This is a genomic window from Pseudarthrobacter sp. NamE2 (assembly GCF_005796205.1).
In the GTDB taxonomy this organism is placed as follows: domain Bacteria; phylum Actinomycetota; class Actinomycetes; order Actinomycetales; family Micrococcaceae; genus Arthrobacter.
Window position 1 is genome coordinate 423,791 of the sequence record NZ_VAHN01000001.1, and the last position, 18,270, is coordinate 442,060.

The 18,270-nt window shown below is 66.8% G+C and carries 19 protein-coding genes; 5 read left to right on the forward strand and 14 right to left on the reverse strand.

The annotated features are described in order from the left end of the window. Positions 1-52: 52 nt before the first annotated feature. Positions 53-2,695, reverse strand: coding sequence for a DNA polymerase I (gene polA / locus FDW83_RS02030; protein ID WP_240720821.1), 2,643 nt, complete (start codon positions 2,693-2,695; stop codon positions 53-55). Positions 2,696-2,861: 166 nt separating this feature from the next. Between polA and FDW83_RS02035 the strand changes: the two genes are divergently transcribed. Further along, positions 2,862-3,332: a hotdog fold thioesterase gene (locus FDW83_RS02035; RefSeq protein ID WP_171027409.1), complete on the forward strand. Its 471-nt coding sequence runs from the start codon at positions 2,862-2,864 to the stop codon at positions 3,330-3,332. A 20-nt stretch (positions 3,333-3,352) separates the two neighbouring features. Here the strand turns inward: FDW83_RS02035 and FDW83_RS02040 are convergent, their stop codons facing one another. The 6 genes from FDW83_RS02040 to FDW83_RS02065 all read right to left on the reverse strand — a co-directional run bounded on the left by FDW83_RS02040 (position 3,353) and on the right by FDW83_RS02065 (position 7,277). Further along, entirely contained in the window at positions 3,353-3,904 is a 552-nt protein-coding gene (locus FDW83_RS02040) for a dihydrofolate reductase family protein (RefSeq protein WP_138135927.1), read from the reverse strand. Positions 3,905-3,963: 59 nt separating this feature from the next. Next, positions 3,964-4,185, reverse strand: coding sequence for a hypothetical protein (locus FDW83_RS02045; RefSeq protein ID WP_138135928.1), 222 nt, complete (start codon positions 4,183-4,185; stop codon positions 3,964-3,966). Next, positions 4,182-5,486, reverse strand: coding sequence for an inorganic phosphate transporter (locus FDW83_RS02050; RefSeq protein WP_138135929.1), 1,305 nt, complete (start codon positions 5,484-5,486; stop codon positions 4,182-4,184). Before FDW83_RS02050 ends, FDW83_RS02045 begins: the two co-directional genes overlap by 4 nt. Positions 5,487-5,641: 155 nt before the next feature. Further along, entirely contained in the window at positions 5,642-6,148 is a 507-nt protein-coding gene (locus FDW83_RS02055; RefSeq protein WP_138135930.1) for an HAD domain-containing protein, read from the reverse strand. 33 nt (positions 6,149-6,181) lie between these two features. Then, on the reverse strand, positions 6,182-6,583 hold the full coding sequence (locus tag FDW83_RS02060; RefSeq protein ID WP_240720807.1) for a hypothetical protein: 402 nt from the start codon (positions 6,581-6,583) through the stop codon (positions 6,182-6,184). A 259-nt stretch (positions 6,584-6,842) separates the two neighbouring features. Next, entirely contained in the window at positions 6,843-7,277 is a 435-nt protein-coding gene (locus FDW83_RS02065) for a VOC family protein (protein ID WP_138135931.1), read from the reverse strand. 121 nt (positions 7,278-7,398) lie between these two features. On the opposite strand from FDW83_RS02065, the gene FDW83_RS02070 reads away from it, so the two are divergent. Then, positions 7,399-8,019, forward strand: coding sequence for an L-threonylcarbamoyladenylate synthase (locus FDW83_RS02070; protein WP_138135932.1), 621 nt, complete (start codon positions 7,399-7,401; stop codon positions 8,017-8,019). 191 nt (positions 8,020-8,210) lie between these two features. Beyond that, positions 8,211-9,707: an HNH endonuclease signature motif containing protein gene (locus tag FDW83_RS02075; RefSeq protein WP_240720808.1), complete on the forward strand. Its 1,497-nt coding sequence runs from the start codon at positions 8,211-8,213 to the stop codon at positions 9,705-9,707. Positions 9,708-9,717: 10 nt separating this feature from the next. Here the strand turns inward: FDW83_RS02075 and ligD are convergent, their stop codons facing one another. Continuing rightward, positions 9,718-10,740: a non-homologous end-joining DNA ligase gene (ligD, locus tag FDW83_RS02080; RefSeq protein WP_138135934.1), complete on the reverse strand. Its 1,023-nt coding sequence runs from the start codon at positions 10,738-10,740 to the stop codon at positions 9,718-9,720. Positions 10,741-10,809: 69 nt separating this feature from the next. Between ligD and FDW83_RS02085 the strand changes: the two genes are divergently transcribed. After that, positions 10,810-11,487 (forward strand): alpha/beta family hydrolase, encoded by a 678-nt coding sequence (locus tag FDW83_RS02085; protein ID WP_138135935.1) that lies wholly within the window; start codon positions 10,810-10,812, stop codon positions 11,485-11,487. Here FDW83_RS02085 and FDW83_RS02090 read toward each other — a convergent pair. The 4 genes from FDW83_RS02090 to FDW83_RS02105 all read right to left on the reverse strand — a co-directional run bounded on the left by FDW83_RS02090 (position 11,468) and on the right by FDW83_RS02105 (position 15,379). Then, positions 11,468-11,659 (reverse strand): hypothetical protein, encoded by a 192-nt coding sequence (locus tag FDW83_RS02090; protein ID WP_138135936.1) that lies wholly within the window; start codon positions 11,657-11,659, stop codon positions 11,468-11,470. The two genes, FDW83_RS02085 and FDW83_RS02090, sit on opposite strands and share 20 nt — an antisense overlap. 154 nt (positions 11,660-11,813) lie before the next feature. Further along, the gene (hrpB, locus tag FDW83_RS02095; protein ID WP_138135937.1) at positions 11,814-14,540 is read right to left on the reverse strand and encodes an ATP-dependent helicase HrpB; all 2,727 of its coding nucleotides are present in this window, start codon (positions 14,538-14,540) and stop codon (positions 11,814-11,816) included. Continuing rightward, entirely contained in the window at positions 14,491-15,084 is a 594-nt protein-coding gene (locus FDW83_RS02100; RefSeq protein ID WP_138135938.1) for a hypothetical protein, read from the reverse strand. The genes hrpB and FDW83_RS02100 overlap by 50 nt, the downstream gene beginning before the upstream one ends. Then, positions 15,074-15,379: a hypothetical protein gene (locus FDW83_RS02105; protein WP_138135939.1), complete on the reverse strand. Its 306-nt coding sequence runs from the start codon at positions 15,377-15,379 to the stop codon at positions 15,074-15,076. Before FDW83_RS02105 ends, FDW83_RS02100 begins: the two co-directional genes overlap by 11 nt. 230 nt (positions 15,380-15,609) lie before the next feature. On the opposite strand from FDW83_RS02105, the gene FDW83_RS02110 reads away from it, so the two are divergent. Further along, positions 15,610-16,023, forward strand: coding sequence for a CBS domain-containing protein (locus FDW83_RS02110; protein ID WP_138135940.1), 414 nt, complete (start codon positions 15,610-15,612; stop codon positions 16,021-16,023). A gap of 112 nt (positions 16,024-16,135) precedes the next feature. Here FDW83_RS02110 and FDW83_RS02115 read toward each other — a convergent pair whose 3' ends face one another. Beyond that, positions 16,136-17,074 (reverse strand): 5'-3' exonuclease, encoded by a 939-nt coding sequence (locus FDW83_RS02115; protein ID WP_171027410.1) that lies wholly within the window; start codon positions 17,072-17,074, stop codon positions 16,136-16,138. A gap of 32 nt (positions 17,075-17,106) precedes the next feature. Then, a complete protein-coding gene (locus tag FDW83_RS02120; protein WP_138135942.1) occupies positions 17,107-18,210 on the reverse strand; it encodes an MFS transporter in 1,104 nt (367 codons plus the stop codon). Positions 18,211-18,270 lie beyond the last annotated feature (60 nt).

Consider the following 18,270-nt stretch of genomic DNA (forward strand, 5'->3'; position numbering starts at 1 on the left):
TAGCCATCCATCCGGCGCATGACCAGCACAAACACTGCAGGCCGGCAGGTTGCTAGTGTCCGGCGTCGAACCAGCTGGGGCCCACCCCGATCTGGACCTCCAGCGGCACCTGCAGGTCCGCCGCGGCGCCCATCTGCTCCGTCACCAGCTTCTCCACGGCCGCGCGTTCGCCCGGCGCCACCTCGAGGACCAGTTCGTCATGGACCTGGAGCAGCATCCGGGACTGGAGGCCCTGGGCCTTCAGTTCAGCGTGCACACCCAGCATGGCGCGCTTGATGATGTCCGCCGCCGAGCCCTGGATGGGGCTGTTCAGGGCGATGCGCTCGGCGTTCTCCCGCAGCTGCCGGTCGGTGCTGGTGAGGTCCGGCAGGTAGCGGCGGCGGCCTTCGATGGTTGCGGTGTAGCCGTCCACCCGGGCCTGGTCCACCACGCCGCGGAGGTAGTCACGGACGGCGCCGAACCGGTCGAAGTAGTCCTTCATCAGAGTGCGGGCCTCGTCAACCGAGATCTCCAGTTGCTTGGACAACCCGAAGGACGTCAGGCCGTAGGCCAGTCCGTAGGACATGGCCTTCACCTTGGAGCGCATGGCGCTGGTGACCTCGGAGGTCGGCACGTGGAAGATGTTCGAGCCCACGAACCGGTGAAGGTCCTCGCCGTCCCGGTACGCCTGGATGAGGCCTTCGTCGCCGGACAGGTGCGCCATGATGCGCATCTCGATCTGGGAGTAGTCAGCCGAGAGCAGGCACTCGTAGCCTTCGCTTACCACGAAGATGCCGCGGACGCGCCGGCCTTCCTCGCTGCGGATGGGGATGTTCTGCAGGTTGGGGTTGTTCGACGAGATGCGGCCCGTGGCGGCCACGTTCTGGGCGTACGTGGTGTGGATGCGCCCGTCTTCGGCCACCGATTTCTTCAGCGACTCGAGCATCTGGCGGAGCTTCGCTGCTTCCCGGTGCGCCATGAGCTGGACCAGGAATTCGTGCCCGGTCTTCTCCAGCAGGTTCTTCAGCGACGCGGCGTCGGTGGTGTAGCCCGACTTGATCTTCTTGGTCCTGGGAAGCTGGAGCTCATCGAACAGGACGGTCTGCAGCTGCTTGGGGGAACCCAGGTTGACCTCGTGGCCGATGGCCGCGAATGCCTGTTCCTGGGCGTCGTCGATCACCCGGGCAAGGTCTGCGAGCTGCTCGTCCATCCGGTCCATGTCGATCCCGATGCCCGCCAGTTCCATGTCCGCCAGGACCCGGGCGACCGGAAGTTCCAGCGTGGACAGCAGTTCCTCGGCGCGGCGTTCCCTGAGTTCGGACTCGAAGAAGCGGCTAAGGGCGTGGACGACGGCGGCAGCCTGCACGAGCGCGCCGGCGGCCGCGGCGTCGTCCCCGTCGAAGGAGAGCTCAAGCTGGCCGGCCTTTGCGGTGGCGGGGGAAATCCCGACGTTCAGGTGGTGCTGCGCGAGTTCGGCGAGTTCGTAGGTGCGGCGGTCCGGCTGGATGAGGTAGCCGGAGATGGAGGTGTCGTCCACCACGCCTTCGAGCTCCAGGCCCCGGGACGTCAACGCTTTCAGGGCAGCCTTGAAGCCGTGCAGGACCTTGGGCGCTTCCGGGTTCCGGAGCCACTCTGCCAGGACGTTCTCCGTTTCGGCGTCCAGGCTTGACAGGTCCAGGTAGGCGGCGGCGCCGTCACGGACGATTGCCAGGGCAGCTGCGCCCTCACCAATCCGTCCGGGCACCAGGTCCACCGCAACCGCGGAGCGGTGGCCAACACCTCCTGCCAGGAATGCGGACAGGCCGGCTGCATCGCCTGGGGTTACGTACTGCGGAGTATCGATGTTGGCCCGCTCGGCCGCCGGGGTGTCCTCCTCGCCGTAAAGCGCGAAGAGCCGGCTGCGGATGGTCTTGAACTCGAGCTGGTCGAACAGGTCCTCGAGGACTGCCTGGTCCGGCCGCGGCTGGTACAGGTCATCGAGGGTGACAGGCAGTTCCAGGTCCGTGTGGAGCTGGTTGAGCATCCGGTTGCGCTTCACATTGTCGACGTTTTCGCGCAGCGCGTCGCCCACCTTCCCGCCGATGGAGTCCACGTGCTCCAGGACGCCTTCAAGGCCACCGTAAAGGTTGATCCACTTGGCCGCCGTTTTGGGGCCGACACCGGGGACGCCGGGCAGGTTGTCCGCCGTCTCCCCCACGAGCGCCGCAAGGTCCGAGTACCGGGACGGACTGACGAAGTACTTTGCCTCGATGGCGGCGGCGTCCATCCGGGGGATATCGCTGACGCCCTTCTTCGGGTACAGCACAAAGACGTTGTCCGTGATGAGCTGGAAGGCGTCCCGGTCACCGGACACCAGCAGCACCTCGAAGCCGGCCTTCTCCCCCATCACCGCAAGCGTGGCAAGGATGTCGTCCGCTTCGTATCCGGGCAGCTTGATGGTCTTGATGCCCCAGGCCTCCACCACCTGGGCGATGAGGTCGATCTGTCCGCTCATCTCGCGGGGCGTTTCGTTCCGCCCGCCCTTGTATTCGCTGTACTGGGCCTTGCGGTGCGTGGTCTCGTCCGACACGTCGAACGCCACGGCGATGTGCGTGGGCTGCTGCTCCTTGATCAGGTTGATCAGCATGGATGTGAATCCGTGGATGGCGTTGGTGTGCTGCCCGTTCATGGTGGAGAACTTGTCAGCAGGCAGGGCAAAGAAAGCACGGAAAGCCATGGAGTGGCCGTCAAGCACCAGGAGGCGCGGTTTGCCGCTTATGGGCACCACGGGTGCTGCAGTAGCTGAAACCGATTCACCGGCGGGGGCAGGAACTTCGGGCTTGGCTGGGGACGGGAAAGGGGCCGGTTTGGTTGTTTCACTCACAGGTGCCAGCCTAGTTGCCATGATCGACAATTTCACGCCCGGCCCCTTCGCGGAGGAGCTCACGGCGGCAGGCATTCCCGGGCACCTGCACGGCTGGCTGGGCCGGTACGGGATCGGCGCCCTGGTGGTGAAAATGGGCATCCACTTCCTCGAGATGGGTCCTGAGCGGACTGTTGCCACGATGCCTGTGGAAGGCAACACCCAGGTGGCCGGGATCCTGCACGGCGGTGCGCACGTGGTGCTGGCCGAAACGCTGGGCTCGTTCTCCGCGGGTATCCACGCCGGGCCAGGCCGGCACGCGGTAGGAATCGAGGTCAGTGCAGCCCATCACCGCTCCATCTCGTCGGGACTGGTGACGGGCACATGCACGGCGATCCACCTGGGCCGCACCCTGGTCACGCATGAAGTGGTAATGACGGACGCGCAGGGCAGACGGCTGTCCACCGCCCGGATCACCAACATGGTCAGGGACAACGCCACCGCAACCTAGGCACTCCCCTGGGCAGCATGTCAGGTGCCGCTGTTCCCCAGAAGGTACCGCAACTCCACCACGCCCCTGCCCAGGGTGCGGGAGGCAGCCAACTCAAGCGGCGGCGTCGGGCCCTCCACTGGGAGCAGGCGCTTTCCGCTGCCCAGGACCACGGGGATGACGGAAAGGATGATTTCGTCGAGCAGGCCGGCATCCGCGAACTGGGCGGCCAGGTTTCCCCCGCCCACCACCCAAACATTTTTTCCGGCTGCGTCCTGCTTGAAATCAGCCACAAACTCCGCCACGTCACCGCGGACGAACGTGATGTCCGCCCCGGCCGGCGCCGTGTATTCGTGGCGGGTGAAGACGTAGCTGGGCGTGCCGGGATACGGCCACTTGTCCAGTTCGTGCTCCATCAGCCAGGCGTAGGTGTCCCCGCCCATGACGATGCAGCCGACGCCCGCCATAAACGTTTCGTAGCTCTCGCTACCGCCCTCGAAACCGTCGAACTGCAGGAGCCAGCCGAGGTCGTCAGTGGGGGTGGCGATGAAGCCGTCGAGCGAGGCAGCAACGAAGTATTGGATGCGGGACATGGGGCCAGCCTAGCCAACACCGTCCGGCCTGCCCAGAGGACCGGCGGGACCGGCGGCTGTCAGCCGGAGAAGTACGGGATGATCAGGTAGAGCCCGAACAGTACGGCGAAGCCGCACAGCCCGAAGCAGATGTAGGCAAAGGACTTTTTGACGCCGGGCGAGGCCTGCCGGGAATCGGCGGCGATGGCTGTCAGCCGGACACCCAGTGAATACAGGACTACCACCGTGACGGCTGCGACCAGGGTTGCCCCGGCCACGGTCACGAGTTCCAACCACTTCATCGCTGGGTCTCCTTGGAGGTGTCGGCGTCGGCGCTGGCAGCGGCCTCCGCATCGGGGGTTCCGAGGCCCGTACGGCTGGATTCGGGCGCCAGGTTCTTCTCCTGCGCCCTGGCCTTGGCCCGGGCACGCGCCAGTCCCTTCTTTTTCCGGAACTTGACGGCCTGTCCTGCTTCCTCGACCTCGATGGCGTTGTGGTGGCCGACGGCGGACTTACGGGAGTAGAAGAACATGAACAGGACTGCTGCCGTTCCGGCGATGGCCGCGATCAGCACGCCCACCGTGCCGGTCTTGACCAGCAGTGCGGTCAGGGCACCGACTAGGCCGGCGGCGGGCAGGGTGAACAGCCAGCCGAGCGCGATCTTACCCACCATGCTCCAGCGCACACTGGTTCCCTTGCGGCCCATGCCTGACCCGATGACGGAACCGGAGGCCACCTGGGTGGTGGAAAGGGCAAAGCCGAGGTGGGACGACGCAAGGATAGCGGAGGCAGTGCTGGTTTCAGCGGCGAAGCCCTGTGCCGGCTTCACTTCGGTGAGCCCGGCGCCCATGGTGCGGATAATCCGCCAGCCGCCGGCATAGGTTCCGATGGCGATGGCGAAAGCACAGGCGGCGATAACCCAGAATTCCGGGCCGGAACCCGGATCCTGGGTTCCTGCGGCGATCAGGACCAGGGTGATGATGCCCATGGTCTTCTGGGCGTCGTTGGTGCCGTGGGCCAGGGCCACCAGGCTGGAGGTGAAGATCTGGCCGGTGCGGAATCCGCCGCGCTTCTGCGTCAGCTTGCTGCCGGTCTCGGGATCGTGCCGGGAGGTGAGGGCGTAGGCGAGGCGGGTGCAGATATAGGCGACAATGCCCGCGATCAGCGGCGCAAAGATAGCCGGAAGGATGACCTTCTGCAGCAGGCCCTCCAACTTGATGGAGTGGAACCCGATGCCCGCCACCGCGGCACCGATCAGGCCGCCGAACAAGGCGTGCGAGGAACTCGACGGCAGCCCCTTAAGCCACGTGATCATGTTCCAGAGAATTGCCCCCATCAGGCCGGCGAAGATGATGTCCGGCGTGATCTGGATGCCGTCCGAACCTTCACGGATGATGCCGCCGGAAACCGTCTTGGCCACCTCGGTGGACAGGAACGCTCCCACCAGGTTCAGGATGGCAGCCAGGGTTACCGCGGATTTCGGCTTGATGGCACCGGTCGCGATGGGCGTGGCCATGGCGTTGGCGGTGTCGTGGAAGCCGTTCGTAAAGTCGAAAAATAGTGCCAGCGCGATGACCAGCGCCACCATGAAGGTGATATCCACCTGTTGCCCAATCTGCAGAGTCGACGTTCGGCAGTTTCTTCCCCCCGGCTGCTGCCATGCACAGCAGTATTCACCAGCTGTTTGCTTGTAATGACTTGCGGCGTTAACCCAGCCGGTGCGAAACCCTATCGATCGTACGCGTCCCGGGCATCAGGTCAAAACATCGGCTTCGTGAGGAATGCCCGGACTGCGGCCAGCTCATGCCGGGAAATCCCGCGCCGCGGATCCGGAGAAACACACAGGATCCGCCGTCCGAGGAAGCGTGCCCACTCCCGGGCCTCGGCTTCGAACGCCAGCTGGTCATCAATCCAGGCAACAGCGTCCGGCATGGTGGCTTCCACGTGGTCCTGGATGGCCCGGAGCTTCCACCAGCCGGTTCCACTGCCTGCCCCCGCCCCTGACAGGGTGGGCCACCTCGTGCCGTCCAGGCTGATGGCGGGGCATAAATACTGCGGCGCTAGTTCTTCCCAACTGGTAAGCCAGGCGCATCGGACTCCGTCTGCGCGGGCCAGGGAGTTCAGGCCGTCTACGAGTTCCCGGGCATAGGCCACGGGCAGCATGCCTGCGTCCGCCAGGCACCAGGCACTGCCCCAGTCAGTGGTTCCCTGCGGACCAAAAGGACAGATGACGCCGTCGACGTCGATATAAAGGGTCCGTGCCACACTGTTCCTTTCAGCCGCTAAGCCGGGCAGTGGTTAGGTGGGCTGCCTGCCCATGTCCAGGCCTGGAGCCACGCGCTCTTCGAGCGCGGCAACGGTGACGTCCGGGAGGACGATGAGGCCGCCAAGTTCCTTGCGGGCCCGCTTGTAGGCGGCCTGCCGCTCAGCGGGCGTGGCGGCGTGGTTTTCCTCGATCATCAGCAGCTTCCGGGCAGTAACCAGGCGTTCGCGCTCGGGGCCCGTGAACCTGCTGTCCCTGATACGCCGGTCCTCCCGGACATCGGTCACAAGGGGGAAGTCGATGAGTTTTCCGCCGTCGAGTTCGTACTCCAGCCACCGGCGGTTGGTTTCATCGTGGGACGCCATTAGCGCTTCCACTTCCGCCGCGGAAGCCTTTTCGGCTTCCCGGGCCCGGTTCTTCGGCTTGTACAGTTCCACCCTCCGCTGGTCGCGGCGCTCACTGGCCTTGCGCCATTGCCGGCCGAGTTGCCCAGGAAGGCGAGAAGCGGAAAGACGAGCCACCAGCTGTCGTCAAGCAACCCAAGCAGGGACTCCACGCGTCCATCCTTGCAGGCCACACCCTGCGCCTCAACAGGCCGGCAGGGCTGCGTCAGCGGGAGCGCCATGGCACGCCCCTTGCGCACCGTGGCGCCGCCCGCCGTCGTGCCCTTTTGCTTGGTTAAGCCTGGCCGGTGGGTCAGGGCGCGCCCGTGGTGCCCTGGGCTGTGTTGACGTTGACCAGCCACGCGGTGCCGTAACGGTCCGTGCACATGCCGAAGACGTCGCCCCAGGGCGACCTCTCCATTGGTACGGTGACCGAACCGCCGTCGGCGCTCAGCTTCTCGTAGTAGCCGCGGAGTTCCGCTTCATCCTCGCCGCTCAGGGAAATGGAGATGGATGACCCCTGGCTGTATTCCATGCTGTTCGGGGTGTCGGCGCCCATGAGGACCAGACCCTGCGGCGTGGTCAGCATCCCGTGCATGATCTTCTCCGCTTCAGCCGGGTCCTCGCTGGCCTGGTACTCGCCGAAGGTGCTGAGCCGGAGGTCGCCGCCGAAGACGGACTGGTAGAAGTTCATCGCCTCGCGGGCATTGTCGCGGAAGCTGAGGTAGGGGTTCAGGATGGTCGGCATGGTGCTCCTTGACGTCGGGACTGGCAGGGACGAACAACATCCTGCCTGAAAGAACCTCCTGCTGGTAGGGGTTTTGTCCCCGTGATGGTGCGGCGGGGCGGCGGCGCATAGGCTCGAGGCCATGGCCAGATACTTTGACGTTCATCCACAGGATCCCCAGCCCCGCGCCATCGCCCAGGCAGTGCAAATGCTGCGCGACGGCGGCCTGCTCGCCTACCCCACCGACTCCTGCTACGCGCTGGGCGCGCAGATGGGCAACAGGGAAGCCCTGGACAGGATCAGGACTATCCGGCAGCTGGACGACAAGCACCACTTCACGCTGGTCTGCCGGGACTTCGCCCAGCTTGGACAGTTCGTCAACATCGGGAACGACGTGTTCCGCAGCATCAAGGCTGTCACGCCGGGCGGTTACACGTTCATCCTGCCCGCGACGCGCGAAGTGCCGAAACGGCTGCTGCATCCCAAGAAGAAGACCGTGGGCGTCCGGATTCCTGACAACAGGGTGGTGCAGGCGCTGCTGGCGGAACTGGGCGAACCGCTGCTGTCCAGTACGCTGCTCCTCCCGGACGAGGAGGATCCGCTGACGCAGGGATGGGACATCAAGGAGCGGCTGGACCATGTGGTGGACGCCGTGATTGATGCCGGTGACTGCGGTTCCGATCCCACCACCGTGGTGGACTATTCCAGCGGCCTGGCCGAGGTGGTCCGGCGGGGTACGGGCGATCCGTCCCGCTTCGAGTAGGCCAACGCCGGCGCATCTGTCAATCTCGGCCGGCCGGGGATAACCGTCCGCAGCGGCTTTGCCTGGGCACCTCCGAATCATCACGACGGCGGTCCGTCCTCTTACGCGCTTCGTCCGGCAGGCGCCGGGCGTTTTCCACCTAGGGCTTTAGTGTGCCGGGAATTGTCGGAGGGTGCTGGAAGACTTTGTTCATGGAGGCGTTTGGGGCAGTGGTGGCGGGGAGCGGTAGACCCCCGACGGTTGCCGATGCCCTGAGGGTTCTGGCTGCTGTGCCTGTGGCTGCTGATGGTCCGGGGATGGTTGATCAGCTGCGGCAGTTTGAGGATGTGAAGGCGTTGGTGGCGGCGAGGCAGGCCGAGGTCACAGTGGCTTTTGACCTGCAGCAGCGGCGGGAACAGGCCGCCGCCGGTGTCCCTGCCGGGGAGCAGGGTACCGGAGTAGCGGCGCAGGTGGCGCTGGCGCGGCGGGAGTCCCCGGCCCGGGGCGGGAGGCTGCTGGGACTGGCCAAGGCCCTCACCGGGATGCCCCGGACGTATGCGGCGTTCCGGTCCGGGCAGCTGAACGAGTGGCGGACCACGCTGATCGTCAAGGAAACCGCCTGCCTGTCCGTGGAGGACCGGGCCGCGGTGGACGAGGAACTCGCCGCCGACACCGGGACCTTCGACGGCGCCGGTGACCGGGCCATCATCTCCGCCGTCAAGGCCGCCGCGTACCGGAAGGACCCGCGGTCGGTGGCGAAGCGGGCCAGCCACGCGGTGAATGAACGGACGGTGTCGTTGCGGCCGGCGCCGGACACCATGGCGCGCCTAACTGCGCTGCTGCCCGTCGCCCAGGGCGTGGCCGTCTACGCGGCGCTGACCAAGGAAGCCGACAGGCTCCGGGCTGTGGGAGATGGGCGGGGCAAGGGCCAGATTATGGCCGACACCCTCGTCGAAAGAGCCACCGGGGTAAAGGGCGGGGTCAGCAGGATCGAAGTCCAGCTCGTCATGACCGACCGCACCCTCCTCCAGGGCGACAGCGAACCGGCACGCCTGACCGGCTACGGCACCGTCCCCGCCGCATGGGCCCGAAAGGTCACCATTGATGGGTTGGCCCGAAGTAAAGAAGAGCTGACCGTCTGGGTCCGGCGGCTCTACACAGCACCCGCCACAGGGGATCTTGTCGCGATGGACTCACGGGCCCGGCTCTTTCCGCACGGACTCCGGCGCTTCATCCAGGTCCGGGACAACGTCTGCCGGACCCCGTACTGTGACGCGCCCATCCGCCACGACGACCACATCATCCCTTGGCGCAAAGACGGGCCCACCAGCGCCGGTAACGGCCAGGGCCTTTGCGAAGCCTGCAACCACACCAAAGAAACACCCGGCTGGTCAGCCAAACCCGTCCCGGTTCCCGGAACCCGGCACACCGTGCTGCTAAGAACGCCAACGGGCCATGCGTACGCCTCCACCGCACCAGCGTTGCCGGGAACATCACTGGCTGGCACCAAAGGATGGGCCGGTACTGAAGCGAGGAAAACGCCGCCGCCCAGCACCGTGACGCCGCCGGTGGATCTGCCGGGCGTGCGCCGTCGTGCAGGTCCTGGGCCGGGACGGGACGCAGCATCCCGAAATTCTCCCGTCAGGAACTCGATCCAGGTGTTGGGCCGGGCAGGGCCAGCCGGGCAGTACCGCTGGTTCCAGCCGTGAAATTCCGCGGCTAGTCCTGCTTGCGTGCCCGGCTGGGCTGGACCCGGGGCGGCTCACCCGGCATCTTGGGGTAGTCCGGCGGAAAGGGGAGCTCGCCCAGGCCGGCTTTCGTATCGCGCTCCCACCACTCCAGCAGCGCGTCAATGCTGCCCGGGTTCCGGTGGAAGTCGGCCCACGGGTCACCGGTAGTCCGGAGCCGTTCCGGGACGGTCAGGATAGTGAAGTTTTTTGGATCGGCGGTTTCGAGCTCATCCCAGGTGATGGGACAGGACACGGGGGCATGGGGCAGCGCCCGCGGGCTGTAGGCACCGGCAATGGTGCGGTCCCGGTTGGCCTGGTTGAAGTCCAGGAAGATCCGCTGGCCCCGTTCTTCCTTCCACCAAGCGGTGGTCACCTTGTCCGGCATCCGGCGTTCAACTTCACGGGCTGCCGCAATCACAGCATGGCGGACATCCAGGAACTCCCGCACCGGCTCGATCGGCGCGTACACATGGAGCCCCCGGTTACCCGATGTCTTGATAAAGCACTCCAGCCCCGCTTCGGCCAGCACCTCCCTGAGGGCCAGCGCCGCCGGAACCGCGTCGTCGAAATCTGTCCCCGGCTGCGGATCAAGGTCGATCCGTAGCTGGTCAGGATTGTCCGTATTCGCTGTCCGGGAAGGCCAGGGGTGGAAAACCACTGTGTTCATCTGCACTGCCCATACAGCCGCGGCCGGTTCGTCCAGCACCAGCTGGGGATGGGAGCGGGCGCTGGGGTAAACCACTTTGACCGAGCGGACGAAATCGGGGGTGCCTTTAGGCGGGTTCTTGGAGAAAAACATCTCGCCGTTGATGTTGTCCGAATACCTCTGCAGCGATACCGGCCGGTCACCGTTCGCCGCGATGAAGGCCTCGCCCGCGTCGCAGATATAGCGTGCAAGATCCAGCTTGGTGAGCCCCAGGTCCGGCCAGAGAACCCGGTTGGGACTCGAAATGCGCATCTCGCGTTCGCCGTGGGGACCCTGGACGGTAATGGTGGTCTGTTCGCTCGCCATGGGGACAACGTACACCCCGCCGTCGTGAAGCCGGCATATTTCACCGGCCCGGTCCGGCATGATGGAGTCATGCCCCAGACCGAAACCCACCTCTCTTTTGACGTGGACGGAACAGCAGTCTCCGCCGCCTACGACCGGCCTGAAAATCCCTGGGCTACGGTCGTGGTCGCCCATGGAGCGGGGGCAGGCATGGAGCACCCCTTCCTGCGCGGGTTCACCGAGGCTTTGAATGCGCTTGGCCTTGCCAGCCTCCGGTTCAACTTCCCGTACCGGGAGGCCGGCCGCAAATTCCCGGACCGGCCGCCGGCGGCCATCGCCACCTGGCGCGCCGCCATGGCCCTGGCTGCGGAACAGGGGCAAGCACACGAGGATGCCGGCCCGGTGTGGGCGGCCGGAAAATCCTTCGGCGGCCGAATGGCGTCCATGGCGGTAGCGGAAGGGATGCCGGCCGGTGGACTCATCTACCTCGGGTATCCGCTGCACCCGCCTGGAAAGCCCGACAAGCTGCGGGACGGGCACCTGTACGGGCTGACTACCCCCATGCTGTTCCTGCAAGGGACCCGGGACCCCTTCGCCACCGCGGAGATTCTGACCGACGTGGTGTCCCGGATTGGGCAGTCAGGCGTGCTTCAGTGGGTGGACGGCGGCGACCATTCCTTCGCCGTGGCGGGACTGAAGCGCCAGGCCGGTGAAGTGGGAGCGTCGCTGGCAGCCCCCGTGGCCGGGTTTATCCGGGCCAACACTTAGCGCCGGGACGGGCAGGCACGGGCCAGGCCGCTTCCTCGTGCCACCACCCTTCCCAGGCGGCCGAGGTGAGCTGGCCCTCGGGGAAGTCATTTCCGCTGCTACCGGCGGAGGAGCGGCCCTCGTCCGCGCGGCGGCCGTCGAGCAAGAGGTTCAGGCTGTTCAAAAGAAACATGGTTTCGTCCTTTCGTGGGCTGTATGGACTGCGCTGTCCAACGTTAGGAGCGAGCCTAGCCAAGGCATGTTTCAGCACGTCGACCCAAGGTTTCAGCTGTGTATCGGACTTATCACCCACCCGTGCGCACACGTGTGCGGGTCCCCGAACGACGTTATTTCCGCTGCTTGGTCCGTGCCGTCGCCGGAGCAGTCCAGGGGTCTTCCGGCCAGGGGTGCTTGGGGTACCGGCCGCGCATTTCGGCCCGGACCTGCGAGTAGGGACCGGACCAGAACGAGGTGAGATCGTCCGTCACCGCCAGCGGCCTGCGTGCCGGGGACAGCAGATGGAAAAGCACCGGAACAGTGCCGTCCACCAGCCGGGGCGACTCGGCGAGGCCGAAGCACTCCTGCAATTTCACCGCCACCACCGGTGGGGCTGTGTCCTCATCATGGTGCGGGTAGTCAACCCGAATTCGGGAGCCGCTGGGAACTTCCAACCATTCCGGGACCAGCTTGTCCAGCCGGGCGGCTTCGGGCCAGGGCAGGAGCCGGCGAAGCGGCTGAGTGAGGTCCACGGGAGCGAGGGATCCTCCGGCAGCCAGTGATTCCAGTTCCGGGCCCAACCATTCGTCAAGGCCGCGAAGCAGGGCTTTGTCCGAGACATCAGGCCACGGCCCGCCCACTGCCCTGCGCAGCAAAGCAAGACGGCGGCGCAGGGCAACAGCCGCCGAGGACCATTCCAGGGCATTCAGCCCTTCCTTCCGCAACGCGGCCAGGACCGCCTTCCGGCCCTCCGCAGGTGCTACACGCACAGGGGTATCAGAAAGCACGATGGCGCCGAGGCGTCGCACCCTCCGGGCGGTCACCCGGCCTTGAACCAGCTCCGCCTCCACCGTGTCCGCCAGCAGATGCGAAGCAGCGGCGAGGGCAAGGTCACCCGTCAGAGGCGCGGCTGCCCGGACAACGGCACCGGTACCGGCCGAGTCCCTGCCCCCGGCGCGGGACACCTCCGCCACCGCCAGCCACTCATGGCCGGACAAGGCGCTTTCGGCGGGAAGTCCCGCCCTGGTTCCGGACGAGAGCAGGTACTGGGCCGGGCCGCCGCCCGGCACAAGGCGGGCCACCCGGTCCGGAAATGCCAGCGCGACGACGGCGCCCACCGCCACGCCGGGGTCCGGGACGGACAGTTTCAGTACAGAAAGGTTTGGCGCGGCCAAAGCCGCTGCGGGGCCGCAACTTCCCACGTTACGGAGAATATCCTCCAGGCGCTCCGTTTCCTCCGCCCAGCGCCGCCCTTCAGGCCCGGCGTCGCGGCGAAGCCTGGCCAGGAGGCCCGGAAGGTCTGCACCCTCGGCGCGGTAGTCTCCCGCGACGGCGGCAACCACCTCTGCGGCCACCCGGGAACCGACAGGACCGGCACCGTCCAGCAGTGCCCGGGCAAGCCGCGGATCGGCAGGAATCCCTGCCAACACCCGTCCGGTGGCTGTTGCATGACCATCGGCTGAAACGGCGCCAAGTTCCCGCAACACCTCCACCGCGTCCTCGAGGGCCTGCCGCGGCGGCCGGTCAGGAAGGGCGAGCCCCCGGCCGCCCGGAGCTCCCCAGCACGCCATAATCAGTGCCCCGGCTGTCAGGTCCGCAACCTTGATCTCCGGCATCACGTGGGCCGGAGCAGCACTGTAAGCCTGCTGGCTGTAGCAGCGCACCACTTTTCCCGGCCCCTGGCGGGCAGCCCGGCCGGCCCGCTGGTCAGCCGACGCCCGCGAGCAGGAAACGGTAACCAGGCCGCTCATTCCACGGCCGGAGTCCCGCCGGGGCTCACGCGCAAGCCCGGCATCGACTACCAGCCGGACGCCGGGTACAGTCAGCGAGGATTCGGCCAAGTCGGTCGAAACGATGACGCGGGCTTTGTCCCCGGGCCGGCGTCCGGAAACCACCCGGTCCTGCCCGGCCGCAGCCACCCGGCCGTGCAGCTCCAGCACGTCGACGCTGTGTCCCAGCCTGCCACGCAGCCCGGCAGCGACCTGCGACACCTCACGTGCACCTGGGACGAAGACCAGCGCGTCCACGGTACCGTCGCCGGCCAAGGCCGCGGTATGGGCGCGGGCAGCAGTGTCCACCACGTGGTCCAGGAAGGCGCGCGCCACTCCCCTGCCATCGAGGCGCTGGCCGGACGCCGGCGCCCACTCCACGTCAAGCTCGTGAAGCACTGAGGCGCAGCTGACGACGGGAGCGGCTGCACCGCCGTCGGGATCTCCCAGCAGGGCGGCAAAACGTGGGGCGTCCAGCGTGGCGGACATGGCGACGACGGCAAGGTCGCTGCGAAGCTGCCGCACCTCGGCGAGCATCCCCGCCAGCAGGTCCGTCTCCAGGCCCCGTTCATGGACCTCATCCAGGACGACGGCGGCAACCCCCTCCAGTCCCGGATCGGCCAGCAGGCGGCGAAGAAGGATGCCGGGCGTCACGAATTCCACCAGGGTCTGCGGACCGGCCTGCCTCTCGCCGCGTACGGCATAACCGACGCGGCTGCCAAGGAGGCTGCCATCAAGGACCGACAGCCGCCGGGCGGCTGCACGGACGGCCACACGCCGGGGCTGGGTCACCACTACCCGCCCGGCGCCTTTGACATGGTTGCCGAGCATCGGAGGAACGAGCGTCGTTTTGCCGGTGCCCGGCGGCGCCTGCACCACCGCTGTTCCCGGCACGGGTCCGTTGTCCAGTGCATCCGCCAGGGCCGGCAGGGAGTCGGCGAACGCAAGGCCGTCACCAACAGCAGCAAGGTCGAAGGCTTGTGCGCCGGCGAAGCGGCCCTGCACCGGGGAAGAAGTCACCCGACCATTTTGCCCGCTGTCAGGGCTTGCCGTTCCCCTTGCCTTTGCCCTTGTTCTCCTTTGCCGCATCCGGAACCCCGGCGCCTTGCTCCTGCTGCGCCGGGACTGGTGGCGGTACTATGACCTCCACCCCTTCACCAGCCTCTGGCTGCTCCGGCTGGATTGTTTCCGGCAGTGGGACTGTTTCTGCAGCCACGGCTTCGGCAGGAGCCGGGACGGCCGTGGTTCCGGCCAGCGCAGCCTGGGAAGTCAGGTGGCCGGTGATGTCCGCACGGACCGAGGCCAGGGCCAATTCAATACCGCGGAGGCGCGGAGCCGAGATGCGGCCGTCACGGGCGGCGCTGTCCAGGTCCGCCTCCAGGGCCTGCAGGGCAGCAAGGGCCCCGTCCATCCTGTTTTCAGCGGCGGCCTGGCTGATGCTCAGGACCCGGATCTGGAAACCGCGGAGTGTTGTTTCATCCGAATCTGCCGTGCGAAATCCTCCCGAAGCCACAAGGACCACCGCGGCAACGGCAAGCGCGGCAGCAACTGCTGCGGCTGTGGCCAGGGCTGTCCGTGGTGGTGCCGGCCTGGTTGGACTGGAGCCGGCCGCTTCTGCCGGCCTATGCCGCATGCCGGCCCCTCAGCGGCGGCACTGCTGCCGGCCGGAGCGGCAATACCGCTACGGTGGCGAGGGGAGCTTCCGGTACCTGCCCTTCGACTGTCCGGCTGCGGGTATTCCTGATGAGCCGACGGACAGCCACGCGCAGGAGGATTGCCGCCAGATGGCCGATACCGATGCCAAGGAGCACGTGCCCTGCGAAGTACAGCCCGCCAAGGCCTGCGGCACCCAGACTTGCGCCGGCGGTCACCGCCGCCCCGCCTGCCGTCAGCATCGTCGACCAGGCTACGCCAAGTACTGTGCCCATTACTCCTGCTTCCATCTTCCGGTTAGTCAGCAAGCTTACTAGTAATGCTCAGCAAGCTTACTACCTCAGGCCGCCGGCGCAAGCGCGGGCAGGGACGGACTCTGGACATGGATAGTCAGTAGCCTTAGCATTTTCCCATCGGTTAGCTCTCCGGGGCCGCCCGGCGCCAGCGGGTCCCGCAGGGCCTTCCGGGCAGGAAAAAACCCTAGGTACGGAAGCAGGAGACAACCATGGCAACGGCACGGGAAATCATGACAGGTGGCGCGGAGTGCATCGGCGAGAACGAGACGCTTGAGGCAGCCGCCCGCAAGATGAAGGACCTTGACGTCGGTTCACTTCCGATTTGCGGTGAAGACAACCGGCTCAAGGGCATGCTGACAGACCGCGATATCGTCATCAAATGCCTTGCTGAAGGCGGGGACCCGCGATCGGTTAGAGCCGGTGAGCTCGGCCAGGGCAAACCGGTCACCATCGGCGCGGATGACTCCATCGAAGAAGCCATCCGGACGATGCAGGACCACCAGGTGCGCCGCCTCCCGGTCATCGACGGCCACAATCTTGTTGGTGTTTTGAGTCAGGGTGATATTGCGAAAAACTACCCCGAAGACCGTGTGGGCGAACTCGTCGCATTTATTTCGTACTGAGTACGCTGACAACAAAAGCTGCCGCGGCCAGTCAGGCTGCGGCAGCTTTTGTTGTGACCAGCAGTTGCCCGCCGTCCTGCCGGGTACCAAGGGACCGCGCGGCTGGCGTTGGCTACGCTGTCCGGTCCAGCGCTTCGAGGAGGCGCCGGACGGAGCCGCCCAGGTTCCATTCCGTGGCCAAACGTTCGAGTTCGCCGCGCGGCTCGCCAACGACCGGGTGCAGCCGGGCGCCTGCTTCCTCCAGGCTTGGCAGCGCAAGGTCCCGGACCAGCCGTACGACGGCGGGGGCTGCTTCGAGGTAGCCGGCGGCGGCTGCGAGCTTGGCGCGGACGGGCGCCGCCATTCCGCTGCCGGGATTGTCCGCCGCTTCCAGGAGTCCCTCGAGGGTGCCGTACTTCAGGAGCAGGGACGCCGCCGTCTTCTCGCCGATGCCGGCCACGCCCGGCAGCCCGTCGGAAGCGTCGCCACGCAGGGTGGCGTAATCGGCGTACTGCTGCGGCAGTACCCGATACTTGCTGACAACTGTCTCCTCCGTATAAACCTCGAGGTTCCGCATGCCGCGGGCCGTGTAGATCACCCGGACCCGCAGGCCGTCGTCACACACCTGGAACAGGTCCCTGTCCCCCGTGACGACGTCGACGGGGAAGGGAGCGTTGCTGGCGTAGGTGCCCACAACGTCGTCGGCCTCATGGTCGGCAGCCCCCACGATGGCGATGCCGGCCAGCCCAAGGACACGGCGGATCATGGGCAGCTGCGCCTCCAGGGCATCCGGAACCACTTCGGCGTCGGGCGCGCCGGTGTGTGCCTCCGCCACCCGGTGCGCCTTGTACGTGGGAAGCAGGTCCACGCGCCATTGCGGGCGCCAGTCGTCGTCCCAGCAGGCAACGAGGTGGGTGGCGTGGTAATCAGTGGTCAGCCTGGCGATCATGTCCAGCAGCCCGCGGACAGCGTTGACGGGTGTCCCGTCCGGACGCCGGATGGTGTCCGGCAGGCCGTAGAAGGCACGGAAGTACAAGGAGGCAGTGTCCAGCAGCATCAGGCGATCGGGCATACCTGATCCTTCCACGCGACGAAAGATTCCAGCTACCCGCCGCGGCCGGGATAGGCGGCCATCAGGGCGGCGGAGAGGACCCAGACAACCCCTACCGCCGCAACCGTTGCAGCGCCGCCCCACCCTGTTACGGTTCCGGCAAGGGCCACGCCGGCAGCCGAAGCACTGACCCGGAAACCCGCGGTAACGGTGAAAATCTGGGACTTTAAGTGCGGCGGGCTGTGCAGGTTCCGCAGGAAGAGCATCGCGGCGGATGTTGAGGCCGTGAACAAGCCGGACAGGCCGATCGCGGCGAGGGTCCAAACCGTGCCAAGGTCGATGGCGGCAGCGGCGGTCAGCAGCCCCGTGGCCAGGAAACCGACAGCCATCACCACATGGGGCCGGCCACGGGCGGGCCGGGCTGTCTCCACCACGGCGCCCAGCAGGCTGCCGATGGCGAAAGCCGTCACCACGGCGGCACCCTCCCCGGGCGACCCCGCCCGCTCGAACGAGAGCGTGACGGCGGCAATCGCCAGTCCGCCCTGGCCCAGCTGCGTAAAGGTGGAGGAAGCGGTCACCACGGCCAAGGGCCGGTGGCTGAAGATCCGGTGCAGTCCGGCTTTGACCGACTGCCACAGAGACCCCTGGGCGCGGCCGTGCGGACGGAGCGCCACGCCGCCGACGGCCAGCGGGCCGATCGCCGCGGACGCCGCAAGGACAGCCAGCGCCGCCTGCGCGGGCAGGAACACCGCAATCAGCGCCACGACAGCCGGCCCGGCCACGGCGGACACGTTGTAGGAGAGTGAATCGACCGCGAAGGCCCGCCTGATGTCGGGAATAGCACCGGCGACGAAGCTCGAAAAACCGCCCATGTAGAACGGCGACGCCGCCCCGGCCAGGGCAAGTACCACGAATACGGCAGCCAGCGGAATACTGCCAACGAGTGCCGTCGCGGCTAAGGCGGCAGCCGTAACCAGGCAGGCAGCGGCGACCCAGGCGGCGGGGCGCCTGGTACTGTCCAGCACCGCGCCCACCAGCGGAGCCGCGAGCACGCTTGGCCCCAACGAGGCGGCAACGAGCAGGCCCCCGACGGCGACATCGCCCATCTGCTGCACGGCCAGGATTGGCAGGGCAACGGTCGAGCCGGCACTTGCCATCCTTGGAGGTACGGAAGCGGCAAGATACCGGAGCGCACCCATTCCCGGTTGTTCCCCCAT

Excerpts from the sequence above, each read along its gene's own strand:
- FDW83_RS02035 (WP_171027409.1), top strand. The coding sequence starts at position 2,862 with ATGATCGACAATTTCACGCCCGGCCCCTTCGCGGAGGAGCTCACGGCG.
- FDW83_RS02105 (WP_138135939.1), bottom strand. The coding sequence starts at position 15,379 with ATGGGCACAGTACTTGGCGTAGCCTGGTCGACGATGCTGACGGCAGGC.
- FDW83_RS02090 (WP_138135936.1), bottom strand. The coding sequence starts at position 11,659 with ATGTTTCTTTTGAACAGCCTGAACCTCTTGCTCGACGGCCGCCGCGCG.
- FDW83_RS02075 (WP_240720808.1), top strand. The coding sequence starts at position 8,211 with ATGGAGGCGTTTGGGGCAGTGGTGGCGGGGAGCGGTAGACCCCCGACG.
- FDW83_RS02070 (WP_138135932.1), top strand. The coding sequence starts at position 7,399 with ATGGCCAGATACTTTGACGTTCATCCACAGGATCCCCAGCCCCGCGCC.
- FDW83_RS02085 (WP_138135935.1), top strand. The coding sequence starts at position 10,810 with ATGCCCCAGACCGAAACCCACCTCTCTTTTGACGTGGACGGAACAGCA.
- FDW83_RS02045 (WP_138135928.1), bottom strand. The coding sequence starts at position 4,185 with ATGAAGTGGTTGGAACTCGTGACCGTGGCCGGGGCAACCCTGGTCGCA.
- FDW83_RS02110 (WP_138135940.1), top strand. The coding sequence starts at position 15,610 with ATGGCAACGGCACGGGAAATCATGACAGGTGGCGCGGAGTGCATCGGC.
- FDW83_RS02120 (WP_138135942.1), bottom strand. The coding sequence starts at position 18,210 with ATGGCAAGTGCCGGCTCGACCGTTGCCCTGCCAATCCTGGCCGTGCAG.
- FDW83_RS02065 (WP_138135931.1), bottom strand. The coding sequence starts at position 7,277 with ATGCCGACCATCCTGAACCCCTACCTCAGCTTCCGCGACAATGCCCGC.
- ligD (WP_138135934.1), bottom strand. The coding sequence starts at position 10,740 with ATGGCGAGCGAACAGACCACCATTACCGTCCAGGGTCCCCACGGCGAA.
- FDW83_RS02100 (WP_138135938.1), bottom strand. The coding sequence starts at position 15,084 with ATGCGGCATAGGCCGGCAGAAGCGGCCGGCTCCAGTCCAACCAGGCCG.
- FDW83_RS02115 (WP_171027410.1), bottom strand. The coding sequence starts at position 17,074 with ATGCCCGATCGCCTGATGCTGCTGGACACTGCCTCCTTGTACTTCCGT.
- FDW83_RS02040 (WP_138135927.1), bottom strand. The coding sequence starts at position 3,904 with ATGTCCCGCATCCAATACTTCGTTGCTGCCTCGCTCGACGGCTTCATC.
- hrpB (WP_138135937.1), bottom strand. The coding sequence starts at position 14,540 with ATGCGGCAAAGGAGAACAAGGGCAAAGGCAAGGGGAACGGCAAGCCCT.
- polA (WP_240720821.1), bottom strand. The coding sequence starts at position 2,695 with ATGGCTTTCCGTGCTTTCTTTGCCCTGCCTGCTGACAAGTTCTCCACC.